This is a genomic window from Parafilimonas terrae (genome assembly GCF_900115755.1).
GTDB classification, from domain to species: Bacteria; Bacteroidota; Bacteroidia; order Chitinophagales; family Chitinophagaceae; genus Parafilimonas; species Parafilimonas terrae.
In genome coordinates this window covers 1-26879 of the sequence record NZ_FOXQ01000004.1, presented here as the reverse complement: position 1 = coordinate 26879, position 26879 = coordinate 1, and the positions used below count along the sequence as shown (strand labels likewise).

General features: G+C 39.0%; 22 protein-coding genes. 13 read left to right on the top strand and 9 right to left on the bottom strand.

The genetic code is table 11. The features are described from left to right. Positions 1 to 140 precede the first annotated feature (140 nt). Together BM015_RS08060 and BM015_RS08055 are read left to right on the top strand one after the other, a co-directional pair. Positions 141 to 938 carry an SDR family NAD(P)-dependent oxidoreductase gene (locus BM015_RS08060; RefSeq protein WP_090657150.1) on the top strand — a complete coding sequence of 266 codons (798 nt, stop codon included), beginning with the start codon at positions 141 to 143 and terminating at the stop codon, positions 936 to 938. 64 nt (positions 939 to 1002) lie between these two features. Next, positions 1003 to 2541 (top strand): S8 family peptidase, encoded by a 1539-nt coding sequence (locus BM015_RS08055; protein ID WP_090657148.1) that lies wholly within the window; start codon positions 1003 to 1005, stop codon positions 2539 to 2541. Positions 2542 to 2586: 45 nt separating this feature from the next. Here BM015_RS08055 and BM015_RS08050 read toward each other — a convergent pair whose 3' ends face one another. The 3 genes from BM015_RS08050 to hemA are packed head-to-tail and all read right to left on the bottom strand — an operon-like array spanning position 2587 to position 5458. Beyond that, entirely contained in the window at positions 2587 to 3303 is a 717-nt protein-coding gene (locus BM015_RS08050) for a uroporphyrinogen-III synthase (protein ID WP_143075794.1), read from the bottom strand. After that, complete coding sequence (gene hemC, locus BM015_RS08045) at positions 3275 to 4246, bottom strand: hydroxymethylbilane synthase (protein WP_090657144.1); 972 nt, start codon at positions 4244 to 4246, stop codon at positions 3275 to 3277. Before hemC ends, BM015_RS08050 begins: the two co-directional genes overlap by 29 nt. Positions 4247 to 4249: 3 nt before the next feature. Continuing rightward, complete coding sequence (hemA, locus tag BM015_RS08040; RefSeq protein ID WP_090657142.1) at positions 4250 to 5458, bottom strand: glutamyl-tRNA reductase; 1209 nt, start codon at positions 5456 to 5458, stop codon at positions 4250 to 4252. A 203-nt stretch (positions 5459 to 5661) separates the two neighbouring features. Between hemA and hemH the strand changes: the two genes are divergently transcribed. The 8 genes from hemH to BM015_RS08000 all read left to right on the top strand — a co-directional run bounded on the left by hemH (position 5662) and on the right by BM015_RS08000 (position 13492). Continuing rightward, a complete protein-coding gene (gene hemH, locus BM015_RS08035) occupies positions 5662 to 6714 on the top strand; it encodes a ferrochelatase (protein ID WP_090657140.1) in 1053 nt (350 codons plus the stop codon). Between the two features lie 144 nt (positions 6715 to 6858). Next, positions 6859 to 7419, top strand: a complete 561-nt coding sequence (locus BM015_RS08030) for a CopD family protein (protein ID WP_090657138.1) — start codon at positions 6859 to 6861, stop codon at positions 7417 to 7419. 184 nt (positions 7420 to 7603) lie between these two features. Further along, positions 7604 to 8734 carry a type IX secretion system outer membrane channel protein PorV gene (gene porV / locus BM015_RS08025; RefSeq protein ID WP_090657136.1) on the top strand — a complete coding sequence of 377 codons (1131 nt, stop codon included), beginning with the start codon at positions 7604 to 7606 and terminating at the stop codon, positions 8732 to 8734. A 160-nt stretch (positions 8735 to 8894) separates the two neighbouring features. Next, positions 8895 to 9389, top strand: coding sequence for a 2-C-methyl-D-erythritol 2,4-cyclodiphosphate synthase (ispF, locus tag BM015_RS08020; protein WP_090657134.1), 495 nt, complete (start codon positions 8895 to 8897; stop codon positions 9387 to 9389). Between the two features lie 537 nt (positions 9390 to 9926). Continuing rightward, the gene (locus BM015_RS08015; RefSeq protein WP_090657132.1) at positions 9927 to 10301 is read left to right on the top strand and encodes a four helix bundle protein; all 375 of its coding nucleotides are present in this window, start codon (positions 9927 to 9929) and stop codon (positions 10299 to 10301) included. A gap of 504 nt (positions 10302 to 10805) precedes the next feature. After that, on the top strand, positions 10806 to 11246 hold the full coding sequence (gene dut / locus BM015_RS08010) for a dUTP diphosphatase (protein ID WP_090657129.1): 441 nt from the start codon (positions 10806 to 10808) through the stop codon (positions 11244 to 11246). Further along, entirely contained in the window at positions 11200 to 12060 is an 861-nt protein-coding gene (locus BM015_RS08005) for a lipoprotein insertase outer membrane protein LolB1 (protein WP_090657127.1), read from the top strand. Before dut ends, BM015_RS08005 begins: the two co-directional genes overlap by 47 nt. Before the next feature lie 49 nt (positions 12061 to 12109). After that, positions 12110 to 13492: a murein hydrolase activator EnvC family protein gene (locus BM015_RS08000; RefSeq protein ID WP_090657125.1), complete on the top strand. Its 1383-nt coding sequence runs from the start codon at positions 12110 to 12112 to the stop codon at positions 13490 to 13492. 68 nt (positions 13493 to 13560) lie between these two features. Here BM015_RS08000 and BM015_RS07995 read toward each other — a convergent pair whose 3' ends face one another. Both BM015_RS07995 and BM015_RS07990 read right to left on the bottom strand, forming a co-directional pair. Continuing rightward, positions 13561 to 16179: an MGH1-like glycoside hydrolase domain-containing protein gene (locus BM015_RS07995; protein ID WP_090657122.1), complete on the bottom strand. Its 2619-nt coding sequence runs from the start codon at positions 16177 to 16179 to the stop codon at positions 13561 to 13563. An 86-nt stretch (positions 16180 to 16265) separates the two neighbouring features. Beyond that, positions 16266 to 17948: an NAD+ synthase gene (locus BM015_RS07990; RefSeq protein WP_090657120.1), complete on the bottom strand. Its 1683-nt coding sequence runs from the start codon at positions 17946 to 17948 to the stop codon at positions 16266 to 16268. Positions 17949 to 18013: 65 nt separating this feature from the next. On the opposite strand from BM015_RS07990, the gene gldB reads away from it, so the two are divergent. Next, the gene (gene gldB, locus BM015_RS07985; RefSeq protein ID WP_245751293.1) at positions 18014 to 19021 is read left to right on the top strand and encodes a gliding motility lipoprotein GldB; all 1008 of its coding nucleotides are present in this window, start codon (positions 18014 to 18016) and stop codon (positions 19019 to 19021) included. 22 nt (positions 19022 to 19043) lie between these two features. On the opposite strand, the gene apaG is transcribed toward gldB, so the two are convergent. From apaG to BM015_RS07965, 4 genes are all read right to left on the bottom strand, one after another. Then, positions 19044 to 19430 (bottom strand): Co2+/Mg2+ efflux protein ApaG, encoded by a 387-nt coding sequence (apaG, locus tag BM015_RS07980; RefSeq protein WP_090657118.1) that lies wholly within the window; start codon positions 19428 to 19430, stop codon positions 19044 to 19046. Positions 19431 to 19661: 231 nt separating this feature from the next. Continuing rightward, positions 19662 to 21299, bottom strand: a complete 1638-nt coding sequence (locus BM015_RS07975) for an OstA-like protein (protein WP_090657117.1) — start codon at positions 21297 to 21299, stop codon at positions 19662 to 19664. After that, complete coding sequence (locus BM015_RS07970) at positions 21296 to 22306, bottom strand: MlaD family protein (protein WP_090657115.1); 1011 nt, start codon at positions 22304 to 22306, stop codon at positions 21296 to 21298. Before BM015_RS07970 ends, BM015_RS07975 begins: the two co-directional genes overlap by 4 nt. A gap of 170 nt (positions 22307 to 22476) precedes the next feature. Next, the gene (locus BM015_RS07965; RefSeq protein WP_090657113.1) at positions 22477 to 23451 is read right to left on the bottom strand and encodes an N-acetylmuramoyl-L-alanine amidase family protein; all 975 of its coding nucleotides are present in this window, start codon (positions 23449 to 23451) and stop codon (positions 22477 to 22479) included. Between the two features lie 70 nt (positions 23452 to 23521). Between BM015_RS07965 and BM015_RS07960 the strand changes: the two genes are divergently transcribed. Both BM015_RS07960 and BM015_RS07955 read left to right on the top strand, forming a co-directional pair. Continuing rightward, positions 23522 to 26260, top strand: coding sequence for a putative LPS assembly protein LptD (locus BM015_RS07960; RefSeq protein ID WP_090657112.1), 2739 nt, complete (start codon positions 23522 to 23524; stop codon positions 26258 to 26260). Between the two features lie 60 nt (positions 26261 to 26320). After that, complete coding sequence (locus BM015_RS07955) at positions 26321 to 26542, top strand: YtxH domain-containing protein (RefSeq protein ID WP_090657109.1); 222 nt, start codon at positions 26321 to 26323, stop codon at positions 26540 to 26542. Positions 26543 to 26879 lie beyond the last annotated feature (337 nt).

Genomic DNA, 26879 nt, shown 5'->3' with positions numbered 1-26879 from the left:
AAAATTGATAGCTTTGAATTATACTTTTAAAGTTTATCCTGCGTTTTGGGTTAATTCTTTCTCTTCACATATTTATAAGAAGAAATATTATTAACCTGTTTAATTTGCTCTTAACAATATAAAATAAAGAAGCAGCAATAATGAAGATGTACACTTTGATTACAGGTGCAGGAGCTGGTATAGGTAAAGCGCTTGCTTTTGAATGCGCTAAAAGAAATATGAATTTATTGTTGGTTGCACTGCCCGGCGCTGAGCTGGAAAACACGGTTAATGAAATACAATCAACTTTTAAGAATATAGAATGCTGCGGCCTGGGTGCTGATTTAAGCAAGCCCCAATCTTTTTGCGCTGTATATAAATGGGTGAAAGAAAATAATTACAACATCAATATCCTTATTAATAATGTTGGCATTGGCAGCAAAGGCGATTTTGAACACACCGAAACTATTTTTTATGAACGCCAGCTTGAACTGAACATTCATGCAGCCACCATGCTTACGCGTTTGTTTTTGCCTGAACTGAAAGCCAATGCGCCATCGCATATAATGAACACAAGCAGCATGGGCGGTTTCTATATGATTCCCGGTAAAACAGTTTATATAGCATCCAAAGCATACATTTATTATTTCAGCCGTTCGCTAAGGCTTGAACTAAAACAGCATAATATTAATGTGAGCGTTTTATGCCCCGGCGGCACCGACAGTAATGCCAATACCATTGCCTGCAATAGAGAATTAAAAGGCATGGCAAAGCTATCCATTTTACTGCCTGAAGAAGTGGCAAAAGAAGCCATAGAAGAAATGCTGAAAGGCAGGGCAAGAATTATCCCGGGATTTATAAATAAACTATCTTACCACATCAGCAGGCTTGTACCGGAATTTATTCAGCAAATGATTATAGCCAATGCTTTCAAGCATGTAGAGAATCACAAATATTAATTTGTATTAATAACTAATACGTGTAACTTACTGCTTTATTAACTGCTATTTTAACGCAACTACTATGAAAAAGCTGTCTCCTGCATTGCTTGCATGCGTATTACTTTTTGCGGCCTGTAATAAAATGTCAACTTCAAATGAAGTTAACAGTGCATCGGTTGAAGAAGTGCAAACACAACTGATGACGCCAGCACAAATAAACGCCTTCATTACAAAAACAATCAACGAAAAAGGTGAATTTAACTGGAGCGATGCTTCAGATTTAATGGCATTCAGCGCCGTCATGCACAGTCCTCATCATATTGTTTCCGTGGGTTATAAACCTTTAAGCGAAAACAATATTGAGGAACGTATTGCAAAAATTAATATTCACGATAATAAATGGAGCGCTGTAAAAACGCAGGTTATACAAATGATATTGCAGCAGGAAAGATTGCTGCATCCTGGTTTAAAAGCAGTAGATATAGAGGTTTGGAAAGAAAATAAGCTGCCGGTTATTGATGTGCGCATTGATAATTTCAGCACATTTAAAATGCTGCGCAACAGTAAGCTTATCCGTTATGCTGAGCCAATAGGCTATGAGCCCGGAAATTATGATGCTGACCTGGATGCGCAGTTAAGTGCTTCGCTTGGTGCAGGCTGCGGCGGTTACACAGGCGCCACCAATTTGCAGGAAGGCGATGATTATATAACCATTGCACCGGGTGCAAAACAATCATGGAATTACAGTTATCATAATATACCGGCTGCATGGGCATTAAGCACCGGCGCCGGTATAAAAATAATGGTAATTGATACCGGCCTTAGCCCCGACCAGGATAATATGAACAACGGCTTTAACCAGGGTTATTCTTCCGGCAGGACTTTAGAGAAAATAGTTACCCTTCCAAAAACAGCCAATACAAATGATAATTGCGGGCATGGCACTACAATGACGAGCACAGCAACTGCACCGCGGTGCACGAATGGAAATTCGTGCGGTGTGGCTTATAACAGCAACCTTGTTGTTTGTAAAGCCGCTAACGATGTGATAATTGATGGCTCAGAAGTTAAAGGTGTTGCAGATGCTTATACGTATGCGGCTGATGATGCTTCCATTAAAATAATCAGTTTAAGCCTTGGCCGCATAACAGGGGCTTCTCAAATAAAAGATGCCATTATGTATGCTTACAATAAAGGAAAACTGATGTTTTGTGCAGGCGGAACTTCAACCGATTTTACTTCATGGGTTGGCGTAACCTTCCCTGCAACTTTACCACAGGTGCAGGCTATAACCGGTGTAAAAAATACAGCTACATTAAAAGCATGCGGCGATTGCCATAAAGGCCGGCAGATTGATTTTGTGATCGTGATGAATAAAACCAGCGACAATATGAGCCCTATTGCCAATGCCATAAGTGGCAATGTGCCAACAACAGTTGGCGGCTCATCTGTTGCAACGGCAACATCAGCAGGCATTGCAGCGCTTGTGTGGGCGGCACATCCAACAGAAACAAGAGAACAAATTGTACAACGGCTTACAACAACGGCAAGTGGTTACCCAAAGAAGAACAGAAATTTTGGCTATGGTAAATTGAATGCGCTGGCTGCGATCAATCAATAAACGTTCTATCATCAATAAAAAGCTTGCTGAATAAGCAGGCTTTTTTTATTCAAAAAATTCAACCAGCTTTTCAATTAATTCTTTCTTACCGGGCTTTTCGCTTATAATAATATTGGTTGAAGTATATCGTTTTATTTCGTTTGCGGTTGTATTGCCTATAGCAAACAAAGCAGTCTTTTCATCTATTGTATTTGATGTAAAGAAACCCCGCACCGCACTCGGGCTAAAGAATAAAACAACATCATAGTAACGGTTAAGTGCATATTCAAAAATAGTAGTGGTGTAAACCTGTACTTCATGCACAGTTATATTATTGCTGGCAAGCAATCGCGGTAAGGTATCCATTCTCTTGTCGCCACAAAAAAAATAAACCTCGTTTATACTATTAGTGCTTATTATTTTTTGTGAAAGATGAATGGCATTATCTGCATAATCTGCTACGCTTACAGCCGGCAGTAAGTGCTCAATTACATATTTTGTTTTTTCGCCAACACAATAAACCTTCCAGTTGATTTTTTTGTTTGATAAAAGATGTGATATAGCTTCAACAGCATGGCTGCTTGTAAAAATAATTATTGCATCAATGGTCGCAATGTGTTCAATTTCCTGTTGAATAATTGCTGATTGAATGCTCTCTGTTTTAATGAATGGAATAACATCAACATTAAAACCTTTGGAAGTAAGTTGTTGTATTAAGGCTTCATCAATTTCGCCTGTAATTAATATAGAAGGATTATTTGCCAGCATTGCGAATTTGCTCAATAATTTTATCACCGCCGTTTTGCAAAACTTCTTCACCGGCAAGCGTACCAAGTGCTGCGGCTTCGTTCAAAGCAACTCTTTTATTTACTTCCACTTTTTGCTTTCCGTCTGTTGATAATATATTCCCATTGAATATAACTGTATTGTCTTCAACTTTCGTCAAAGCACTTATCGGTGTTGAACATCCGCCCATTAAAGTTTTTAGAAAATCCCTTTCAATTTTTACACACAAGGCTGTGGCCTTATCATTAAAATTGTTGCATGCATTAAATATTGCTTCATCATCTTTTCTGCAAACAACAACAATAGCGCCCTGTGCAGGTGCAGGCAGCATCCAGTCAATATCAACTGAATTTTCAGGCCTTAAATTAATGCGTTCTATTCCGGCGGCAGCGAAAATGGCGCCGTTCCAGTTATTGGTTTGCACTTTATTTAAGCGGGTATTTACATTACCGCGCAGGTTTTCAATAACTGTATTGGGATAGCGGTTTAACCATTGTGCAATACGCCGGACGCTGCTGGTGGCAATGGTGAGTTGTGCGTTGTGGATTGTAAGTGGTGAGTAATTGCTCCATGCATTATTTATATAACCAATCTTTTCAAGATCAGTTTTGTCTTTATAAACAAACACGTCTTTATAAGATGCACGTTTTAAAACGGCAGCCTGAACAATGCCTTCCGCCATTTGCACAGGCACATCTTTCATGGAATGAACGGCAATATCAATCCTGTTGTTCAGCAAAGCAGCATCCAGCGCTTTGGTAAAAATACCCTGAACGCCTAACGCATATAAAGGCGTAATCAAATCTGTATCGCCTTCACTTTTTATATATACCAGTTCTGCTTGTATGTTCTGTGAAGTAAGCAGGTTTTGCACCTGTGTTGCCTGCCAAACGGCCAGCGGGCTTTCTCTCGTACCTATTCTAATAATTGTATTCGCCATGATTTATGCAGTGCAAATAAAATCATTTATTGCAGCAATGTAATGGCAGCCTTTGGTATTTGTTTCTTTTATTTTGCAGGCTGTTTCGTTTACCACGCGCTGAATTTTAATATTGATCTTGGATTCACAAAGCGGGTTATCTGCATCGGGAATAAAAGTATAAGAATGCAGTTCTTTTAATTTTAGCTTCAGGTCTTTCAGCATGGGTACATGCCTGCGCATATAATACCATTCAATAAAATCCTGCATCGATTCAGCAATGATGGCCTTCGCTTTTGGCACTTCAGCCTCCCGCTTTTTAAGCGTTTCATCTTTCAGCTTCGATAATTCATCTACATTCACCAGTTGAACGCCCGGCAGATGCCTTACGCTTTCTTCCACATTAAACGGAATAGAAAGGTCAATGATTAATTTGGGTTGATGTGAGGTGATGTGTGAAGCAAGTACTACGGGCTCTGCTGCGTTGGTGGCTACTACAATAATGTCGGCCGCATTCACTTCGTTTTCAACATTATCAATAGAAGCTGTTTTTAAACCAAGCTCCGTTGCAAGCCCTATTGCTTTTTCAGGAGAACGGTTTATAAGCATAATATTTTTTGTGCCGAGATAATCCACAAGATTTTTGCAGGCGCTGCTGCCGATTTTTCCTGTGCCCAGCAATAATATTTTTTTATCGCTGATATTTTTTACGTGCTTCTTAATGTATTGTGTTGCGGCAAATGCAACAGAAACAGTGCCGCCGCTTAATGCTGTATTATTTTTAATAAGCTTTGACGATTGCAGAACACTGTTCACCAGGCGGTCTAAATATGCACCGAGAAAACCATGCTGCCTTGAAAACTTGGCGGCAGATTTTATCTGGCCCACAATTTCATAATCACCGAGAATCTGGGAATCAAGCCCGGCAGCCACATCAAAAAGATGTTCTATTGCTTCACGGCCTTTTTTTATGTAAGCCGATTTTGCAAAAGCTTCCGCGCTGCCCGGTGTTTCTGCACAAAGCAGGCTGATGAGATCATCAGCATTTTCAGTAAGCCCGTATATTTCTGTCCTGTTGCAGGTTGAAAGCACAAAAACCTCTTTCAATCCAAATAAAGGGGCATTTTTAAGAATAGAAGAATATTGATCATTATTTACAGCAAACGAGCTGCGCAATTCAGCATCTGCTTTTTTGTAATTTATTCCTGCTACGCAAAATTTATATATATCCATCCTGTTATATCAAACGTCGCAAAATTAGTTTGCAACCATCCTATAAACATGATTAAAATCAGTTGAAGTGTCATTTATATGTCATGTTTTGAAGAATTCCGGCTCAGGCATTTTAAGTTGCGGCAGTACTGTTCCTTTTTATTTGGGATTGAAGTACATAGAAAGTATTGTTTCAGCAAAACAGGCTTTACTTTTGCGGCTTTATGAACCAGCATACCCGTGCGATAATATTAATGAATCTCGGTTCGCCCGATTCTACAGACGTAAAAGATGTAAAGAGATACCTCAATGAATTTTTAATGGACGGGCGGGTGATTGATAAACCTTTTTTGTTAAGGACATTGCTTGTAAGAGGCATTATTGTTCCCTTCAGGGCAAAAAATTCTGCCGAAGCTTATAGCAAAATATGGATGAAAGAAGGCTCGCCTTTAATTGTAATAAGCGAGCAATTGCAAAAAGCAGTGCAGGCAAATTTTGAAGAGCCTGTAGAACTCGTGATGCGTTATCAGAACCCTTCTGCGGCATCTGTATTAAAAAAGCTGCATGAAGAAAATCCGCAGCTTAAAGAAATTTTGCTGCTGCCTTTATACCCGCATTATGCCATGAGCAGTTATGAAACTGCGGTTGAAGACATTAAACATCAGCATAAGAAAAAGAATTATGCTTCAGTGCTTAAAACAATAAAACCGTTTTATAATAATGAACAGTTTATTTATGCTTTAAGTGAAAGCATAAAGCCATACCTGCAAAGGGATTACGATAAAATTTTATTCAGTTATCATGGTTTGCCCCAAAGGCATATCAGGAAAAGTGATATAACCGGCCAGCATTGCCTGCAGGTAAACCGGTGCTGCCATGTGGCTTCACCAGCACATAAATTCTGTTATCGCCATCAAACCATTGTTACAACCGAGCTTGTGGCGAAAGCATTAAACATACCGGAAGAAAAAATAGAGCAAACTTACCAGTCAAGGCTGGGTAAAGATCCCTGGCTGTTACCTTCCACGCAGGAACGGCTGCCTGATTTGCCTGGCGAAGGCATAAAAAGATTGCTGGTTGTGTGCCCTGCATTTGTAAGCGATTGTTTGGAAACGCTGGAAGAAATTGCCATTCAGGCAAGGCAAATTTTTTTAGATGCAGGCGGTGAATCTTTTGAGTTTATTCCATGCATGAATACGCAGCCTTTATGGGTGCAAACTGTAACCAACTGGATAAAGGATTATTTTAATGGCAGCACAGAAATGTTGTTTGAATAATAAGCTGTTTGGATTAATAGAAATGATGTTTACCACCTGATGCTTTAATTGGCAGCACATAATTATTTCACCTGGAAAGCGCCGGGCTGATAACCCGTCATCAGCTTTAATAAATAATTCAAACGCTTTTAAATACGATGCATTATGTCATATCAATACTTGAAAGCAATACATATCATTTTTGTGGTAACATGGTTTGCAGGTATGTTTTATATGCCAAGGCTTTTTATTTATAATACAGAGGCCAATGACAAAGAACCGGCTGTAAAACAGGCATTGCATGATCAGTTTGCTATCATGATGAAAAGGCTTTGGTTTGGTATTACCTGGCCATCGGCTATTCTTACCTTAATTTTTGGCTCGCTGGTTTTACATTTTGGCGGATGGGGCCCTGCTCTTTTTACCGAACCCGGCCGCTGGCTGCTGGTAAAGCTTTGTTTTGTATTGTTATTATATGCCTACCATTTTTCGATTCATAAAATATTTAAGCAGCAAATAAGCGGTGTGTTTAAATATAGTTCCCAGCAATTGCGTATATGGAATGAAGTGGCTACTATTTTTTTGGTGGCTATTGTAATGCTGGCCACGGTAAAGCAAAGCATGAGTTTTGTTTGGGGGCTGGTTGGGCTGGTTTGCTTTGTAGTATTATTAATGAGCGCTATAAAAATTTACAAGACAATAAGGGAAAAAAATAAGAGGCCATAATGTAAGCCGCCTTTGGATTCTTTTTTACGTATTATTAGTAAAAAATTGAAAAATATTACATATTTGCCATACTAACCAGCTATTTTTAATCGTCTTAAATACTTCTATAGAATAAATTATACGCATTAGTCAGTTAGCCCTAAAAGCCAATATGACGATAAACCAAAATGATTAAAACAAACGAATGATGCGAAAAAAATTACTGGCCCCGGCTTGTTTATTGCTGGCGGGTTGCTGCTTACTGTCTCCTGCATTTGCACAAAATGATATTATAACAACCGCAACCCCATTCCTTAGAATTTCCCCGGATGCACGTGCCGGTGGTATGGGCGATGCAGGTATAGCCATAAGCCCCGATGCCAATTCAGCTTTCTGGAATATTGCTAAAACACCTTTTACCACATCGCCAACGGCGGTGAGTGTAACCTATACACCCTGGCTGCAAGACATTGCCAAAGATGTGTATATGATTACGCTGGCAGGTTATCATAAATTAGATGAGGACCAGGCTTTTTCTGCAGGCATAAGATATTTTAACCTGGGCAATATAGATTTTACAGATTTTACAGGCACTCCCACAGGTTCTGGCCGTCCATTTGAATTTGCTATTGATTTGGGATATTCAAGAAAAATATCCAGTACGTTAGGTTTAGGCGTGGCATTAAGGTATATAAATTCTGACCTGGCTAATGGCGCTCCGCCAAATAACGGCGTTGCCTATAAAGCCGGAAGCACAGTAGCTGCTGATCTTTCTTTATACGGCGATAATACTACTGAAGACGGGCAGGGCTTTACTTACGGCCTTTCTCTTTCAAACCTTGGCGGTAAAATAGGTTACACCGATAATGCCGAAACCAAAGATTACATTCCTGCAAACATGGGTCTTGGCGGCGCCTATACCTGGGCTTTCCAGGAGATGCATAAGTTTACGCTGGCGGCAGAAGTAAATAAATTACTGGTGCCTGCCTTTCCCAAGCTGACCGGAGATACCGATGCCGATGATGCAGCCATTAATGAATATCATTCGCAGAGCGTTTTCAGCAGTTGGTTTAAATCTTTTAGTGATAATGCTTATTCAGGTTCTTTGGGCGCAGAATATACTTATGATAATATGTTCTCCATCCGTGCAGGTTATTATAAGGAAACAAAACAAATGGGCAACCGCAGTTATTTTACGGCGGGCGTTGGTATAAAATACCAGATATATGGTTTCAACTTCTCTTATCTTGCCCCATCCGGCAATGGCGTTACAAGAAACCCTTTATCAAATACTTTGCGCTTCAGCCTTTTGTTTGATTTTGGTGCGCAGGAATAATATTATTTCAACACAATTTAAATAAAGTTTAAAGCGGAGGCAGTTACCTTCGCTTTTTTCATGAGGCTTTTTAGAGACGCCACTAAGTCTCTAAGTCACAAAGTGCGTATTTAATTTTTGTGCCCTGGCGTCTTAGTGGCAAAATATAGTTGTAAATAATATGAATATAAGAATAGGCTCCGGTATAGATTTTCACAGGCTTGAAGAAGGAAGGGATTTTTGGCTGGGCGGTATAAAAGTGCCGCATACAAAAGGCGCTGTGGGCTACAGCGATGCAGATGTTTTATTGCACGCCATCTGCGATGCCATGCTTGGCGCAGCATGCCTGGGCGATATAGGCGAACATTTCCCTGATACTTCCAACGAGTTTAAAGGCATTGACAGCAAGGTTTTGCTGGCGAGAACAAATCAGATTATACAAAAAGAAAACTACAGGATAATTAATATTGACAGCAGCCTGTGCCTGCAGGCGCCTAAAATAAAACCTTACGTTCAGCAAATGCAAAAAACGATTGCGGATATTTTAGGTTTGACAGAGAAAGATGTTTCCATTAAAGCCACCACAACAGAAAAATTAGGTTTTGTGGGAAGGGAAGAAGGCGTGGTGGCGTATGCTTCTGTGCTGTTGGAAAAGTTGGAAGAAAATAATCAATAGTCAATGCTCAATATTCAATACTCATTTTTAAGAGCGTTTACAATTGAATATTGATTATTGATTATTGCGTATTGAAATATTGAGTGCTTAAAAGAAAATAATCAATAACCAATGCTCAATATTCAATAATCATTTTTGAGAGCGTTTACAATTGAACATTGAATATTGTGTATTGAAATATTGAGCGTTTAAAAGAAAATAATCAATAACCAATGCTCAATATTCAATAATCATTTTTAAGAGCGTTTACAATTGAACATTCCTGCCCGTCCGTCAGGCGGGGATTATTGCATATTGAAATATTGAGTGTTTAAAAGAAAATAATCAATAACCAATGTTCAATATTCAGTAATCATTTTTGAGAGCGTTTAAATTGAACATTGAATATTGTGTATTGAAATATTGAGTGTTTAAATTGAATATTCCTGCCCGTCCGTCAGGCGGGGATTATTGCACATTGAAATATTGAGTATTTAAAATAAACAATCATTTTGGTAGTTTTATTTATCAGTTTCTAACTCTTAAATAAATACCAAAATGAACAATGAAAGAAAATTTGATCTTGAAGATCGCCTGATTGATTTTTCATCCCGGATTATTGATGTAGTTGAAACCTTGCCAAATACGAGGGCGGGTAATTATATTGCAGGTCAGCTCATTCGCTGCGGGCTTGCCCCATCGCTGATGTACGGGGAAGCCCAGGCAGCAGAATCAAGAGAGGATTTTATACATAAAATGAAAATTCTTTTAAAAGAGCTTAAAGAAACAAGGGCATGTTTAAAGCTCATTTTTGCAAAAGAAATGATTAAGCCGGTAAGTAAACTTGAACCGCTACAGAAAGAAAATGAGGAACTGGTTGCAATAATTGCTAAAAGCATAGAAACCGCAAGAATGAATAGTAAAAGAAAATAATCAATAACCAATGCTCAATATTCAATAATCATTTTTAAGGGCGTTTACAATTGAACATTGAATATTGCGTATTGAAATATTGAGTGTTTAAAAAAAATAATCAATAGTCAATGTTCAATATTCAATAATCATTTTGAGAGCGTTTATAATTGAACATTGAATATTGTGTATTGAAATATTGAGTGTTTAAAAAAAATAATCAATAGTCAATGTCCAATATTCAATACTCATTTTGAGAGCGTTTACAATTGAACATTAAATATTGCATATTGAAATATTGAGTGTTAAAAATGAATAATCAATAACCAATGCTCAATATTCAATAATCAATAATCATTTTTGAGAGCGTTTACAATTGAACATTGAATATTGCATATTGAAATATTGAGTGTTTAAAAGAATAATCAATAACCAATGTTCAATATTCAATAATCATTTTTGAGAGCGTTTAAATTGAACATTGACTATTGCGTATTGAAATATTGAGTGTTTAAAAAATAATTCATGCAAACTATTACCATTAAAATCATTAACAATTCTACAAACGCATTGCCCGCTTACGAAACTATTGGCTCATCGGGCATGGATTTAAGGGCCAATCTTCAGGAGCCTGTTAATTTAGCCCCAATGCAGCGGGCATTAATTCCAACTGGCTTGTTTATTGAATTGCCTTTAGGTTATGAAGCGCAGGTAAGACCGCGCAGCGGGCTGGCTATAAAACATGGCATTACCTGTTTGAATACGCCCGGTACTATTGACAGTGATTACCGCGGCGAATTGAAAATAATTTTGATAAATCTTTCCACAGAGCCTTTTGCAATTCAGCATGGCGAAAGAATTGCACAAATGGTTATTCAGCCTGTTGTAAAAGCAGCATGGGAAGAAGTAACAGTTTTAAATGAATCCAAACGCGGCGAAGGCGGTTTTGGGCATACCGGGAAATAATATGCAGCGGATATTTTTTATAATTATTGTTTTTGGATTAATGGCCGCATCGGGTTGCCGCACTGCAAAAAAGGCGCAGCATGTGGTGAAGGATTCTGCAGTAAGTTCATCGCCCGCCATAAAGCTGCCGCACGCAGATTCAGCAGCCATCTTAAAACAACAGTTAATGGATGCTGCCAATACTCCATTAAATTTTAATACATTTTATGGCCGTGCAAAGGCCAGCTTTAGCTCGCCGCAGGCTGCAGGCAATGTAACGGTGTATATAAAAATGCTGAAGGATAGCATTATCTGGATATCTATAACAGGCCCTTTGAATATAGAAGGCGCCAGGGTTTTGGTAACACCCGACAGCATTAAAATAATCAACAAGCTGGAGAATACAGTTCAATTGAGCAGCATTGAACATCTTCAGGCAATAACCAAACTGCCGCTTGGTTTCAGCGATTTTCAGAATATTATTTTGGGTAAGGCTATATTGGATGGCAACAATAATTACCAGGTTAAAAAAGATTCTGTTACTGTTTCCAGTACTGACGAAGTATTGCGTTCTGTTTATTCATTTACAAAGAACGGCTTTTTGCTCGGGCAAAGTAATTATCAAACCATCGGCAACAGCGACGTAACCGGCGCTAATATTTTTTATAACGATTATCATGTTGTAAATAATTTCAACTTTTCTGCAAGCAGGGATATTGCCGTTAGCGGTAAATCCCCGGCGAGCCTAACTCTGAATTTTAAGGATTATAATTTCAACCAGCCGCTGAGTTTTGTGTTTACAATTTCAAAAAATTACCGTGTTAAATACGAATAAGCATTTCGTATCGTTAATTTAGCAGCAATCATCTCAAACGCAATTATTCATGATAAAAAAACTGTTTGCAGCTTTTATGTGCTTAAGCATAGCAATGGCAGCGGCTGCGCAGGATGAAAGTAAAGAAGACATACAGAAAAGGCAGCAGCAACTGCAACGTGAAATAGCTGAATTAAACAGCACCCTTAATCAAATAAAATCAAGCAAGAAAAAATCGCTGAGCCAACTGGCGCTGGTGCAGAAAAAAATAAGAACGCGCAATGCGCTTATTAATAATATTAATAAAGATTTGAGAAGACTTGATAATACCATTTATACAAGCCAGCTTGATATAAACAGGATGAAACGGGAGCTTGATTCGCTTAAAGAAAATTACGCCAAGAGCCTGGTATTTGCTTACAAAAACCGCAGCAATTACGACTATCTCAATTTTATTTTTTCTGCAACGAGTTTTAATGATGCTGTTAAACGCATAGCTTATCTCAGAAGTTACCGCGATTACCGTGAAACGCAGGTAAGCACTATTCAAAAAACGCAAAGGGTTATTGAACAAAAAATTCAAACACTTACATCAAACAAGGCAGAAAAAAAATCTACCCTGGTTGAACAGGGCAAACAGCTAACTGTTTTAAAAGAAGATAGAAAAGAACAGGATGATGTTTTAAATAATTTAAAGGGCAGGGAAAGCGATGTTGCCAAACAAATAAAACAAAACCAGCGCGACCAGCAAAAATTGAAAGGCGCTTTGCAGGCAATCATTAACCGTGAAATTGCTGAAGCCAAACGTAAAGAAGCAGCGCGTTTAAAGGCATTGGAAGAACAAAGAAAAAGAGAAGCTGCTGCTGCGGCTGCCGCAAAAAATAATGCGGCCTCCAATAATCCTTCTTCTTCTCCTGCAGATAATGCTAAAACACCCCCTCCAGAGTCGCCGTCATCGAATGCGGCAAGCGTTGCTGGCAATAGTGCTGCACCTAAAAGCACCCGTGTTTATAATGTGCTGGAATCAACAGAAGAAGATAAAATAACTTCTATCAATTTTGAAACGAGAAGGGGAAGCTTGCCCTGGCCTGTTAGTTCGGGTATCATAAGCATTCCATTTGGATCTTATACCATTCCCGGCACTAAAATAACAGGCAATAATTCCGGTATAAATATTTCAGTTCCTCTTGGTGTAACTGTTAAGTCTGTTGCCGATGGCACCGTATCAGGCGTATTTGATATGGGTAGCGGGCAGGCTGTTGTAATAAGGCATGGTAAATATTTTACGGCATATAGCAACCTTAATAATATTAAAGTGAAATCAGGAACAGAAGTGCATGCAGGCACTGTGCTTGGCACTGCGGGCCCCGGCTCCGAAGGTGATGGTGAAATTGTTTTTATGGTAGAAAACAGCAGCGGCGGTTATCTTAATCCTGAAAGCTGGCTGCGCTGATAAATGCAACTGTTTTTATAAATCCGGGCATCTGGCAAGATTTTCTGTATAGCCGCTGTATGTAGCAATTACAACTTACCTCCATACTCGCTAATTAACTCAGCCACCAATGCTGTCCATCCGGTTTGGTGCGAAGCACCGAGGCCTTTGCCATTATCACCATGAAAATATTCATGGAATAAAATAAGGTGCTGGTTTTCCGGCCTTTTATAAAACCAGTTATATTGCTCATATAATTTACGGTTGCCTTCCGCATCTTTCTCAAATAAACTTATTACACGGCGTGTAAGTTCATCGGCCACCTGCTCAAGGTTCATCTGGTTGCCGGAACCAACCGGGCATTCAACAGTCAAGCTGTCACCATAAAATTTACCATACTTGCGAATAGATTGAATGATAAGAAAATTAACAGGCATCCAAACAGGGCCGCGCCAGTTGCTGTTGCCGCCAAACATATTGGAAGTGCTGTCGCCTGCATCATACTGAATGCTGTAAACAATGCCATCAACCGTTGTGGAATAAGGATGCTCCAAATGATATTTTGATAATGCCCTTATGCCGCCGGGCGATAGAAATTCGTTCTCATCTAATAAATAATTCAGCAGTTTTACAAGCCTTTCCTTGCGTATAAGTGAAAGCAATATTTCTGAATCGCCGCTGCGTTCTTCATTTGGCCAGAACTTGTTATTTACTATGCGGTAATGTTCAAACCAGGTGATGCGTTTTTTAAAATCCCGCAACTTGTTTAATTCCCATGCATAAATATTTGACACAGCGAAAAGCGGCGACAAACCTACAATTGAACGGATGCGTAAAGGCATTGGATCAGCGCCTGCAACATTTAATACATCATAAAAAAAACTGTCTTCCGCATTCCACAGGTTATGTTCATTCAAAGCTTCTGCTATAAACACAAAATGCTCGAAAAACTTGGTTGCTGTGTCTTCAAAAGCACTGTCATGCAAGGCAATCTCAATGGCAATATCCATCATGTTCAATGCATACATGCCCATCCAGCTTGTGCCGTCAGCCTGTTCCAATTGTATATTTCCCTGCTGGTTAAAGCTGCGGTTAAATACGCCTATATTATCAAGCCCGAGGAACCCGCCTTCAAAAATGTTATTGCCTTTTACATCTTTTCGGTTTATCCACCATGTGAAATTGATAAGCAGCTTTTGAAAAATTTTCTTCAAAAACTGAACATCTTTTTTACCTGTTTGCTTCTCTTCAATATAATAAACCTGCAATGCAGCCCAGGCCTGCACCGGCGGGTTTACGTCGCTGAAATTCCACTCATAAGCAGGTAGCTGTCCATCGGGTTTCATATACCATTCACGCATGATAAGCAGCAACTGGTGCTTGGCAAAATTGGCATCTGCAACCGCCAGCGAAATGGTTTGGAAAGCGAGGTCCCACGCGGCATACCAGGGATATTCCCATTTGTCGGGCATGCTGATAATGTCCTGGTTTTTTAAATGCTTCCAGTCGCTGTTGCGGCCATTGGCTTTAGATGCGCTGGGCGGCGTAATGCCATCGCCGGTGGTAAGCCATCGCTCAACATCAAAATGATAATATTGTTTTGTCCAGAACATGCCTGCCAAAGCCTGCCGCTGAATATTTCGCAGGTCATCATTTATTTTTTTGGGCAGAACGAAATCATAAAACTCATCTGCTTCTTTTTTGCGCTTATTAAAAATATTTTCAAAGCCTTTATAAAAAGGCTTCTTTAAAAGCTCATTGCTGAACCTGCAGTAAATGGTTTTTGTTGCGCCTGCCTCAATATTTAAATTATATACGGCGGCGAATTTTGTTCCCGTTTTTCTTTTTCTTAAATCAGTAATATTTTTCTTTTTAATAACTGCATTATGAAATGCATCTTTTGTAAATATTGATTTATTAGGCGTGCCTGTTATAATTTCTGTATTGGTTTCATTGTCTGTAAACCACCTGTCATCGGCGTTCAAAAAATACAGGTAATTTGTTTTAAGCCTGTAGTGATCGGTGATGACTGCGTTCCTGTTTAATAAAGTAATAGAAGGCACGTCCGAATCGGGTGAATGCTGCCAGCGGTTATAAAAAAATAGAGTGGGTAAAACGGTTATGGGCGCCGCCGCGGTAAAGCGGTTAGTTATATCGATCTTAATAAAAATATCTTCATCATCTTCTTTTGCATACGTTATTAAAACATCGAAGTATTCATTGTTATCAAATATGCCTGTATCAAGAATTTCATATTCAGGATCGAGTTTTGATTTGCTGCGGTTTTCCGTTCTTAATTGTTCATAGGGAAATAATTGCTGCGGGTATTTATACAAATACTCCATGTAAGTATGCGTGGGCAAATTATCAAGATAATAATACAACTCTTTTACATCTTCACCATGATTGCCTTCATAGTTTGCCAAACCAAAAAGCCGTTCTTTCAGTATTGGATCTTTGCCATTCCACAAGGCTATATAAAAGCAAAGGTTTTGATAGTAATCAGAAATGCCAGCAAGCCCGTCTTCGCCCCAGCGGTACGTTCTGCAATGCGCATGATCGAAAGGAAAATAATGCCATGCATCGCCATCGGGACTGTAATCTTCCCGCACTGTCGCCCATTGCCTTTCACTTAAATATGATCCCCATTTTACAAGTGGAACCGGTTTACTTACATTTTCTTCGAGCCTTCTTAATTCATCAATCATATATCAAACTTAATAAGTGAGTGAGTGAACGGTGAGTGTTTGCTGTCAATTGTCATCGGTCATCTGTGAACTGTCATCTGTCATCTTTATGAAAGATACCTGCCTACAATTGGTACGCGCCTGCCAACGCCATAGGCTTTTTCTGATACGCGTATGATAGGACAAAACTGGTTACGTTTGTACTCATTGGTATTTACAAGTTTTAATGTGCGATCAACAGTTGCACTGTCAAACCCCAAGGCTTTTATTTCGTTAGGGCCAAGCCGGCGTTCTATATATTGATATAAAATGGAGTCAAGCACAGCATAATCCGGCAAGCTGTCTGAATCTTTTTGATTAGGCCTTAACTCAGCGCTTGGCGCTTTAATTAAAATATTAGCCGGAATAATTTCTTTATCGCGATTGATATATTTTGCCAGCGCATACACCTGCGATTTATAACAATCGCCTAATACACTCAGGCCACCGGCCATGTCTCCATATAAAGTGCCATAACCGGTTGAAAGCTCGCTTTTGTTGGATGTGTTTAATAAGATATAACCAAATTTATTGGCTATCGCCATCAGCAAATTACCTCTTATGCGGCTTTGAATATTTTCTTCGGCAACAGAAAATGGAAGGTCTTTAAATAAAGGCTGCAATGTTTCTAAAAACGATTCATAGATTGAATTAATGCGGATGATATCATACGGGTTATTTAGATTTTTACTTAATGCTTCCGCATCGTTTACAGAATGTTCTGTGGAATAAGGCGAAGGCATTAAAATGGCCCTTACATTTTCAGGGCCCAATGCTTCGCAGGCAAGCGTTAAAACCAAAGCGCTGTCAATGCCGCCGGAAGAACCGAGAATAGCTTTAGTAAAACCCATCTTTTTAAAATAATCGCGAATGCCTAATAACAACGCTTCATGAATCATTTCAAGATTTAATGCAGGCTGAAATTCTTTTGCAGCAAATTCTGTATCGGGCAAATATTCTGCGCGTTCAATAACAGGTGCATCAATAGTGCCATCATCATTCAACACAATAGTTTCAAGTGCTTCTTTAAACATGGGCAACATTTTGCAAAGGTTTCCATGCTTGTCAAATGAAAGTGAAGTGCCATCAAATACAATCTCCGTCTGGCTGCCAACCGTGTTGCAATAAAACATGGGCAGCTTATACTTCAGCACATTTGATTTTATAACTGCTTTGCGGTCTTCATTATGTGTATAGTCAAAAGGTGATGCGCTGAGGTTAAGCATTAAATCAGGCGCTTGTTTTATTAATGCATCCATCGGGCATATACGATACAATGGATTGTCACCAAGGTTCCAGATATCTTCACAAATAGTTATTGCCAGTTTTTTGCCTTTAAACTCTACAACGTTCCAATCGAACGCCGGTTCAAAATAGCGGTACTCATCAAACACGTCATAAGTGGGCAGCAAAGTTTTGTGTACCTCAGCCTTAATTTCTTTTTCATATAAGAAGAAAGCAGCATTAAAAAGATCCTTGCCTTCAAATTTTGGGTTGCGTGCCGGTGAACCAATAACTACGCCGATTGTATCCGCATGCTCTTTAATTATATCAACTGCGTTATAACATTTATTAATGAAATCGCTAAACTCCAGAAAATCCCTTGGCGGGTAACCGCAAACGCATAGTTCGCTGAATAAAATGAGATCAGCGCCCTGTTGCTTTGCTTCTTTAATAGCTTCGATAATTTTTGCCGTATTACTTTCAAAATTGCCGATATGATAGTTTTGCTGGGCTATTGTAATTTTCATACTGTAAAGTTCGTTTAAAATAAATATTAACAACCTGCTTGCGCAGCAAGTAATTTATTTGCAATATGAAATTTTTTGCCGCCGCATTTTTTTGTTTGCTGTTATTTGCCTGTAAGCAAAAGAAACCAGCGCCCGACGTTTCCGATATTAAAGTGGACGTGCAGTTATTTCGTTTTGATAAAGACTTGTTTTCAATTCACACGGATAATGTTGAAAATTCTTTGAATGTGCTTCAAAAAAAATATGGCGCTTTTCTGAATGATTATTTATATAACATAATGGTATTGCCGCCGCAGCCCGACAGTGTTGCAAAAAAAATTAAAATGTTCCTGCACGACTATCATTTTGTTTATGATACAGCGCAGAAATATTTTGATGATTTTAGCGATAAGTTTAAAGAGATAAAAAGAGGCCTTCAATATGTGAAGTATTATTTTCCTGAATATAAAATACCGGCAAACGTTATAACTTTTATAGGCCCTGTTGAAGGTTATGCTAATGTGCTTACTACAAGCGGGCTTGCTGTGGGTTTGCAATTATATCTTGGTGACGATTTTCCTGTTTATCATTCAGAATTTATAACCAATGTTTACCCGGATTACCAGCAGCGCAGGTTTAAGCCTGCATACATTGCCGTTAATTGTATGAAGAATATTGTAAGTGATATTTATCCTGAAAAAAACGGCAGTGATCCGTTAATATATCAGATGATTGATGCAGGAAAAAGGTTGTACCTTCTTGATCATTTTTTACCGCAGCTTGCAGACAGCTTGAAAACAGGTTATACGCAAAAACAATTGGATGGCTGTTATGATAATGAAGCTGGTATATGGAATTATTTTGTTCAGAATAATTTACTGTTTATAACAGATCCTTTGCAGGTAAGGGATTATATGCAGGACGGCCCTTACACAGAAGTTTTAGGCCAGGCTTCGCCGGGATTTATAGGGCAGTTTATAGGCTGGCAGGTTGTAAAGAAATGGATGGATAAAAACCCGGAAATTACCTTGCAGCAATTAATTAATACACCGGAGAAAAAGATATATGATGAGACGAAGTATAAGCCGAGGTAACCGGTTAACTGTTAACCGATGCTCAGTTCATTTTTAACGGAGCAATTAAATCAAACGGTGGAATATTTACTTTAAATATTTTTTTACTGTTGAGGTTTTCCATTTCATACGTGCCCATCATGCGGCCAAGCTCACTGCGCAGGTTGCAGCCACTTACGTATTGAAACTGCTTGCCCGGCTGCAATACAGGCTGCATGCCCACAACACCTTCGCCATCCACATCACGATATTCACCACTGCTGTCGAAGATTTTCCAACTGCGGCGTAAAAGTTTTATGCTGAAGCTATTTTGGTTTTCTATTGTAATCCTGTAAGCAAACATGAACTCACCATTGGTCGGATTGCTGTAGTCTGACTGGTAAAAGCTCTCAACACTTATTTCAACGCCTTCTGAAATTTTTGATACCATTCTTTATTGTTTGCAGGAATAAAGATAGGGATTGAAAATAAATTCCGGTGAACAGGCCCGTCATAAATGATATAATTGAACGATTTTTTAGCAGGCAATTCAAAATCTTAAGTGATGTAATTAATTTTCATGCTAAACGTTAATAACGCCGGTTCTTTAATGAAGGAATAAGTGACGAGTGATCAGTAATGAGTAAGCAATACTCACTTACAACTCACAACTTGTATAACATCAGTTGCCAAATAAATCATATTTCGTTTTGGGCCGGCGGTCATCAAGCCACTGAAAATTGCGCAGCCGCATTTCAAAAGGGTTCATCTGGCGCATAGGTGTAGAGGTGCCAACCACGTTGCTTCTCAAAACAATTTTATTAGCTTCACGTGTTACAAAATACATATCAATTACATCAGACGTTGCCCTGTTCACACCAATAAATTTACTGCTGTCGTCCTGTGCATAATAAATACTTTCCGAATTGCCTTTGGCCCGTATAGAATCTATTTCTCCATTGGTAAAGTAACCATTTATGGTACGGCCTTTTACCTGGTTGTAATATTCAGGGCCAACCTTTTCCACGCTTAAGGCATTTTCAAAAACGTACATGCGTTTTGGTTTTTTATTAAGCGTAAATAAATAAATGGTATCGCCGGTTATCTGGCTTTCACGGCTCCATACAACCGGGTTTTTAAACAGCCTGAATGCAGAATCTTCCGATGAATAAAATAAACTGTCGCCCACAGCCTGCAGTGAATCGGAAAATATTTTTACGTTGTAATAAGCTTCCACAAAACGGTCTTTTGCACTATCCTGTTTAGCCCTTGCCGAATCGCTGAACGCAATAGAAACAGAATCTGTTGAGGGAAGCGAATCGAGTATCACAGGAATTTTCCTGTATTTTTTAATGGTAGATAGCTTGCCCGAGAATAAAGTATCTGCAGCGAGGTAAATAGAATCTTTCTCCTGCTTTATAACCATTACCGGTTTTTGTGTGGCTAATACAGAGGATTCTTCTCCTTTGCTTTTAAGATTATTGGCAAATACGGTTACGCCCTGCGCGGTATCTTTATAAATAACATTGCCACTGGCTTCACTTTCTTTGGTAGAATCGTTGGAAGCAACTATATCTGCATCAAGCATTGTTGTGCTGTCTTCTATGTGAGGCCGTTTGCCGAAATAAGAATTTTTATTTTTTAAATCATAATAACCATCGCTGGTAAATATCTTTTTATTATCACCGCTTTTTATAATGGTGGGAACGGTAAAAGTGGCAACATTCGTGTAAGTATTAAACAGTAATGTGTCGGTTGTAATATTATAATCAGGGTTTACCAGCACTACGTCTTTCTTAAAATAAACATCTTTGGTTTCGCCATAATAAAAACCTTCTTTACTGGTAAGCACTGTTTTTTCGCTGGTTACTTTTCCATTCTTTGTATAAATGCCTATATGTGTGTTCAGGTCGTAATCAAGATCGGGCGTGGTAAGTGTTCCTTTGCCATCGGTTAATTTTACGTTGCCTTTGAGGTAAGCTTTTTTTTCATTGCCGAGGTAGCGCAGGTAATCAGAATAAGTATGTATGCTGTCGTTATCATTTATATGCACATGGCCAAATGCCTCCAGCATATTTTTAGTTTTATTCAATACAACGCTATCTGTATAGAATAAAGTAGAATCCTGTTTTATTTTAACATTGCCGGCTGCAGATTGAAATTCAGCTGAATCTATTTTCTGATAATTAAGCCTGTCTGCATTGAGAATGATGATCTTCCTTTTTGATGCGGTGTCTGCAGGCTGTTGTGCAAAAAGCGATGAGCATATAAAAAGAAAAGCTGCGCTGAGAAAAAAAACTATCGCTTTATATTGTATCATGGTTTTACCGCAGATGAATCTTTTACCGGAAGCGGTTCTGTAAGATAATCGCCTTTATCTTTTTTGCCAAAAATGGAAATATTTACATAACGCTTCGGGTGCACACGAAGATCATCAAGTAAAACATTTAAACTGCGCGTAATGTTGTTAAGATTATTGTATAATGCCTTGTCGTTTATTAAAGCGCCGATGGAACCATCCGTTGAATTAACGCGGTTGATAATGGACGATAAAGAATCTGCGCTTTGCTTAAAGCCATTTACCAAACCATCAACATCAGCCTGTGATAAATTTCTTGTGGTTGCCTGCAGGTAAAAAAGCGTGCTGTCTATCTTTTGATTATTCTTTGCAAGGTTCGCAGTAAACTCGTTAATGTTTGCAAGCGATTGTGCCAGTGCCCCGGTTTGTACATTTAATAGTTTTTGCAGCGCTATGGTAGATTCTGAAATATGGCCGGTAGCATTATTGAGATTGGTTATTACGCTGCGGATATTACCCTTGGTGGTAGTATCAAGCAAGGTATTAAAATTCCTCATTAATGAATCTAATGTTACCAGTGATGCGGTTAGCTGATCAGACAGCGGGCCGAGCTTGGTTGACAAAGAACCGAGAAATCCGTTGCCTTCAAGGGTTTGCAATGTATCGCCACTGTTAAGAAACTGCGTGCTTCCGCCAAGCTGAATATTCAAAACCGGCGAACCTAAGGGATTTGATTCAATGGTTGCAACAGAGTTTGCCGGTATCTTATAATCCTGTGCAAGCTTTATTTCAACAATCAAATCTTTTAATGCCGGATCGGATGTGGTGCTGTAAACAGTGCCTATCTGGAAACCATTTGCATAAACAGCATTGGATGATGAGAGCTTTTTAAGGTCGGAATATTTAGCGTATAAAAAAAAGCCTGTTTTTAATACGCTTTTACCTTTTAAAAAATTAAAACCGAGAATTAAAAAAGCCACCGCGATAGTAGTTAAAGCACCTATTTTAGTTTCATTCGAAATTTTCATGTGTGGAATTTATCTTTTGCACCTGTGGCTAAATTCTTAATATACAATCATGCCAAAGATGTAATGAAGGCAAAACTAAAAGATATTACTTACCGAGCAAAAGTGCATAAAGTTTTCCGTATCAAATACACAACTTTTTAAGTGGCAAAAATGTTTTTCAGGATAAAAAACTATTGCAGCGAATCCTGTGAAAAGCTTTGAAAACTGTTTGTTTCAAGGTTGTTTTTATAATTCATTACTGCATTGGTAATAGCATTGCAAAGTTCCTGCTGGCCACTGGTGCTGTTAAGGTAATCTTCATCTTCAGGATTGGAAATAAAACCTGTTTCCACAAGAATGCTTGGCATGGCTGTGGCTTGTAATACCCAAATGCCAACACCTCTTTGCCTGGCTTCACGGCTGGTGCGGCCTATTTTAATAAACTCATTTTCCACATCGCGGGCAAGATTGGCGCTGCGCTGGAAATATTGTTGCGTTTTAAGTGTATAATACATTTTCCTGGTTGGGTCGCCCGGGTCAAAATCGCCAAGCTGCTGCGCCAGGGAGCTGTCCATGTATAAAGATTCATTCTCCATCATGGCAACTTCTTTATTATCATTCCTGTCTGCGGCCCATATATAAGTTTCAGTTCCTTTAGCGGGGTTTGGCGTGGTCCAGTAACGGCGCACGGCAACCTTTCTTGTATGTTTTTTCCGTTTTTTCCCTTTGCCTGTATAATATGTCTGCGTTTTGTAGCCTGTGATTTCACTGTGTGTAATGGGTTTGGCAGAATTGCAGTGAATGCATATAAATAAATCGCCTTTAGCTGCATTGGCTTTATTTGCTTTTACACGCGGGTCGTCAAAAATATCTGTTGTGCGGGTCATTACAATTTTTACATCAGGTAAAGCCTGCTGCAAAGTTGCCTGCAATTTTAATGCTATAGCGAGCGCTACATTTTTCTCATAAGAATATTTTCCTCTCGCTCCAATATCTTTACCTCCATGGCCGGCATCAATTACAATAGTGCGCAATTTATTTTGCTGTTGTTGCTGTAAATTATCTGTAATGGCAGGCGCAGTTTTGGTGGCCAAAGCAAACCTGAAAGAAGTACAACAAAAAACGATAACAATAAGAAAAGAAATGGCTGCAATTTTTCTTTGCATGATTTAGTACGTTAAAAAGGTTTCTTTACAAATCTTTTATGCTATTAAACTATATTTTTGTTCCGGCTGTATGCAGAACCAATATAAACTGTACGCAAATATAAAAACCGCAGTAATCTTTTTATGCGTATTAACTTTTATAACGTTCCCATTACTTGCTAACAGTAGGTGTATAAATAAATTTCAACAATTATTAACAATACCTGCTGATACAATACCGGCACGCACAGACTCCGGCATATCTGCCCCTGCCGATACGCTTCCTGCAAAAAATGTTATAAGAAAGCCTGTAATTTCTGATTCTGTTTCTTTTGTGGAAACAGACACGCTTTCTGATTCTTCTCGCAGGATTGTGGTTGACACTACTTTATTTTCCAAAGATTCACTCGATGCGCCCATTAGTTACACGGCAGAAGACAGCGCTGTTTTGCATATACCTACCAAACAGTTTTTACTGTATGGAAAGGCCAATACAACATATACGGATATGAAGCTTGATGCCAATACCATTGAGTACGATCAGAATAAAAATCTTATAAAAGCGTATGGCGGCACCGATACTTCAAAGGGAGCGCTTAACCTGCCCACTTTTGTGCAGGGCGATCAGACCTCTATAATGGACACCGTTTTTTTTAATCTCAAAACGCAAAAAGGGCTTACTAAAAATACTTATTATAAAGCCGGTGAAATGTTTGTAAATGCGCAACGGGTTAAGAAAGTGGAAAAAGATGTGGAATATGCTTACCGCGGAAGATTTACAACCTGTAACCTTGATACGCCGCACTTTGATATACGGGCGAGAAAAATTAAAATAGTTAATGATAAAATTGCCGTATCAGGCCCGGCCTTTCCCGAATTTGAAGGTGTGCCTATGCCTATTGCCATACCTTTTGGCATTTATCCATTACAGCGCGGCCGCCATTCCGGTTTGCTGCCGCCACAGTTTACCACAAGCGATGTATTTGGATTGGGGCTCGAAGGCCTGGGTTATTATAAAGTAATTAATGATAACTGGGATTCGAGGATACAGGGTAATATTTATTCTTATGGCGGATGGCAGGCAGATGCCACAACCAATTATTACAAACGTTATAAATATCGCGGCACATTTGCGCTCAGCGCTATACATACAAAAAGATTGAACAATGATCTTTACAGTTTATCCAAAGAAGAATTCTACACCAGCAATACTTACCAGGTAAGGTGGAACCATTCTTCTGACAGTAAGGCAAGGCCTGGAACAACCTTCAGTGCCAGTGTGCAGGCAGGCAGTACGCAGTACAATAAAAACCTGACCAATAATGCCATGGCTAATTTTAATAATAACCTTGCTTCATCAATAACTTATAGTAAAACATGGGGGCTTGGCAATAACCTGAGTGTTTCTTTAAACGAAACGCAGAACAGCGTTAGCCGCCTTATAAATATGAACCTGCCAACGGTAAGTTTTACCACGCCCACCATATATCCGTTTCAGAAGAAAGAGCAGGTGGGTTCACTTAAATGGTACCAGAAGTTGGGTATCGGTTATTCAGGCAATTTGCTTAATGTGGTTTCTTTCTATGATTCAGCCATAAATTTTGGAAAGATACTCGATACCATGCAATGGGGCGTTACTCACCGCATTCCTATTACGTTAACATTGCCGGCACTTGGCCCATTGGTATTGGCGCCTTCAATCAATTACCAGGAAAACTGGTATGCCCAGAAAATAAATTATTCAGACTGGAATAAAAAAAGCGGCAAAGTTGATACATCTATCGAAAGGGGTTTTTATGCAGCGCGGGAAATGAGTTTTGGCATGAGCATGAACACCCGCATTTTTGGTACCTATAATTTTAAAAATTCAAAGCTGCGGCATGAGATTGACCCATCAATTGGTATAAGTTATAAACCAAACATGGTCAGCAAATATTATAAGAATGTTATTGTGGATTCGACAGGACAGGTAAGGCGTATTTCCCAGCTGCAGGGCAACGTATTGGGCGGCTTTAGCGAAGGCCGTTTTGGTGGTATTACTTTCGGTATAAGTAACCTGCTTGAAATGAAAAAGCGTAATACAGATTCCACTTCTGCCGACAGTGTAAAAAAGGTGCGCATACTTGATAACCTGAGCATTACCAGCGGGTATAACCTTATTCCCGACAGTGCGAATAAAGAGAGGCCGATAAGCCCCATAAGCATAAGCGCCGGCACTAATCTTTTTAATAAGATTAATATTACGGCTAACGCAACCATTAATCCATACAGGCAGGATACTGCCAATCATTATCATTTGCTTTGGAAAGAAGGAAAGATAGGACAGTTTCAGCAGGGCAATTTATCGTTATCAACATCGCTGAAAAGCAAGTCGAAAAAAGATGACCGCTCGGATGAAGACCGGTTGAATGATTATGATGAAACCCTCACGCCCGATGAACAGCAGGCGCAGCTTGATTATATCCGGAGCAATCCTGCTGAATTTGTAGATTTTAATACACCATGGTCGCTGCAATTATCTTACTCGCTTGGGTTTACGAGAATGTTACAATCCGACTTGATACATTATAAAAATAATCTTTCCACTAACGTAAATGTAAACGGTACCATAAGCCTTTCCCCTAAATGGCAGTTAGGCGGCGGGTTTTATTTTGATATCATTACCCGCAAGCTGCAGGCTTCTAATTTCTTCCTCACAAGAGATATGCATTGCTGGCAAATGACGATTGATATAAACGTTGGCCTGTATAAATCTTTCACCATTACGCTTAACCCTAAATCGGGTATTTTGCGTGATCTCAGGATAAACAAGCGCTTCATGCAGCAATAATTATTTTGGCAAGGTTGTTGGGCAAAACCCCGTATTACATCATCATTAAAAAATTGTTCTATGAGTGCACAGAAAATATTGATTGCAACTTTATCTGGTTTTGTTGCCGGTGTGGCAGTTGGCTTAATGGTTGCTCCTGCAAGCGGCAGCGAAATTCGTCAGCGCATTGCAGATTCAGCTACTGACCTGGCCGGTAACGTAAAAGATAAAATCCGCAATTTTAGAAATAAAGCCGAAGAAGATTTAGATGACCTGGCTTTTGATACAGGTGATGATGAATAGCATTTGGCTTAATGCTTGTTCGATAATAAAAATCCGGGTGTTTATACTTCCCGGATTTTTTATTGCAATAAACTTCAGATAATTATTTTAACGTTAGTTCGCAATAACCCAGGCATTCAGGCCTGGGATTAAAGGGAACGTTTTATAAAAAGGTAACCTAAGTATTGGCTAATGCGCTTTGGCTAAAGCCAGTTAAAAATTAACTTGTTCATCCCAATGCTAAAGCATTTGGTTAATTAATTCAAGTTGCTAGATAAAAGAGGGTGAGCAAAGAAGAAATTATTTTTGAGTTACCACACCAAAAAATAATAGCGATGCTCACCAGCGATAAAATTAT

Excerpts from the sequence above, each read along its gene's own strand:
- hemA (WP_090657142.1), bottom strand. The coding sequence starts at position 5,458 with ATGGATATATATAAATTTTGCGTAGCAGGAATAAATTACAAAAAAGCA.
- hemC (WP_090657144.1), bottom strand. The coding sequence starts at position 4,246 with ATGGCGAATACAATTATTAGAATAGGTACGAGAGAAAGCCCGCTGGCC.
- hemH (WP_090657140.1), top strand. The coding sequence starts at position 5,662 with ATGAACCAGCATACCCGTGCGATAATATTAATGAATCTCGGTTCGCCC.
- porV (WP_090657136.1), top strand. The coding sequence starts at position 7,604 with ATGATGCGAAAAAAATTACTGGCCCCGGCTTGTTTATTGCTGGCGGGT.
- BM015_RS08000 (WP_090657125.1), top strand. The coding sequence starts at position 12,110 with ATGATAAAAAAACTGTTTGCAGCTTTTATGTGCTTAAGCATAGCAATG.
- BM015_RS08015 (WP_090657132.1), top strand. The coding sequence starts at position 9,927 with ATGAACAATGAAAGAAAATTTGATCTTGAAGATCGCCTGATTGATTTT.
- apaG (WP_090657118.1), bottom strand. The coding sequence starts at position 19,430 with ATGGTATCAAAAATTTCAGAAGGCGTTGAAATAAGTGTTGAGAGCTTT.
- BM015_RS07955 (WP_090657109.1), top strand. The coding sequence starts at position 26,321 with ATGAGTGCACAGAAAATATTGATTGCAACTTTATCTGGTTTTGTTGCC.
- BM015_RS08055 (WP_090657148.1), top strand. The coding sequence starts at position 1,003 with ATGAAAAAGCTGTCTCCTGCATTGCTTGCATGCGTATTACTTTTTGCG.
- ispF (WP_090657134.1), top strand. The coding sequence starts at position 8,895 with ATGAATATAAGAATAGGCTCCGGTATAGATTTTCACAGGCTTGAAGAA.
- BM015_RS07960 (WP_090657112.1), top strand. The coding sequence starts at position 23,522 with ATGCAGAACCAATATAAACTGTACGCAAATATAAAAACCGCAGTAATC.
- BM015_RS08030 (WP_090657138.1), top strand. The coding sequence starts at position 6,859 with ATGTCATATCAATACTTGAAAGCAATACATATCATTTTTGTGGTAACA.
- BM015_RS07995 (WP_090657122.1), bottom strand. The coding sequence starts at position 16,179 with ATGATTGATGAATTAAGAAGGCTCGAAGAAAATGTAAGTAAACCGGTT.
- BM015_RS07970 (WP_090657115.1), bottom strand. The coding sequence starts at position 22,306 with ATGAAAATTTCGAATGAAACTAAAATAGGTGCTTTAACTACTATCGCG.
- gldB (WP_245751293.1), top strand. The coding sequence starts at position 18,014 with ATGAAATTTTTTGCCGCCGCATTTTTTTGTTTGCTGTTATTTGCCTGT.
- BM015_RS07965 (WP_090657113.1), bottom strand. The coding sequence starts at position 23,451 with ATGCAAAGAAAAATTGCAGCCATTTCTTTTCTTATTGTTATCGTTTTT.
- BM015_RS07990 (WP_090657120.1), bottom strand. The coding sequence starts at position 17,948 with ATGAAAATTACAATAGCCCAGCAAAACTATCATATCGGCAATTTTGAA.
- dut (WP_090657129.1), top strand. The coding sequence starts at position 10,806 with ATGCAAACTATTACCATTAAAATCATTAACAATTCTACAAACGCATTG.
- BM015_RS07975 (WP_090657117.1), bottom strand. The coding sequence starts at position 21,299 with ATGATACAATATAAAGCGATAGTTTTTTTTCTCAGCGCAGCTTTTCTT.
- BM015_RS08060 (WP_090657150.1), top strand. The coding sequence starts at position 141 with ATGAAGATGTACACTTTGATTACAGGTGCAGGAGCTGGTATAGGTAAA.
- BM015_RS08005 (WP_090657127.1), top strand. The coding sequence starts at position 11,200 with ATGAATCCAAACGCGGCGAAGGCGGTTTTGGGCATACCGGGAAATAAT.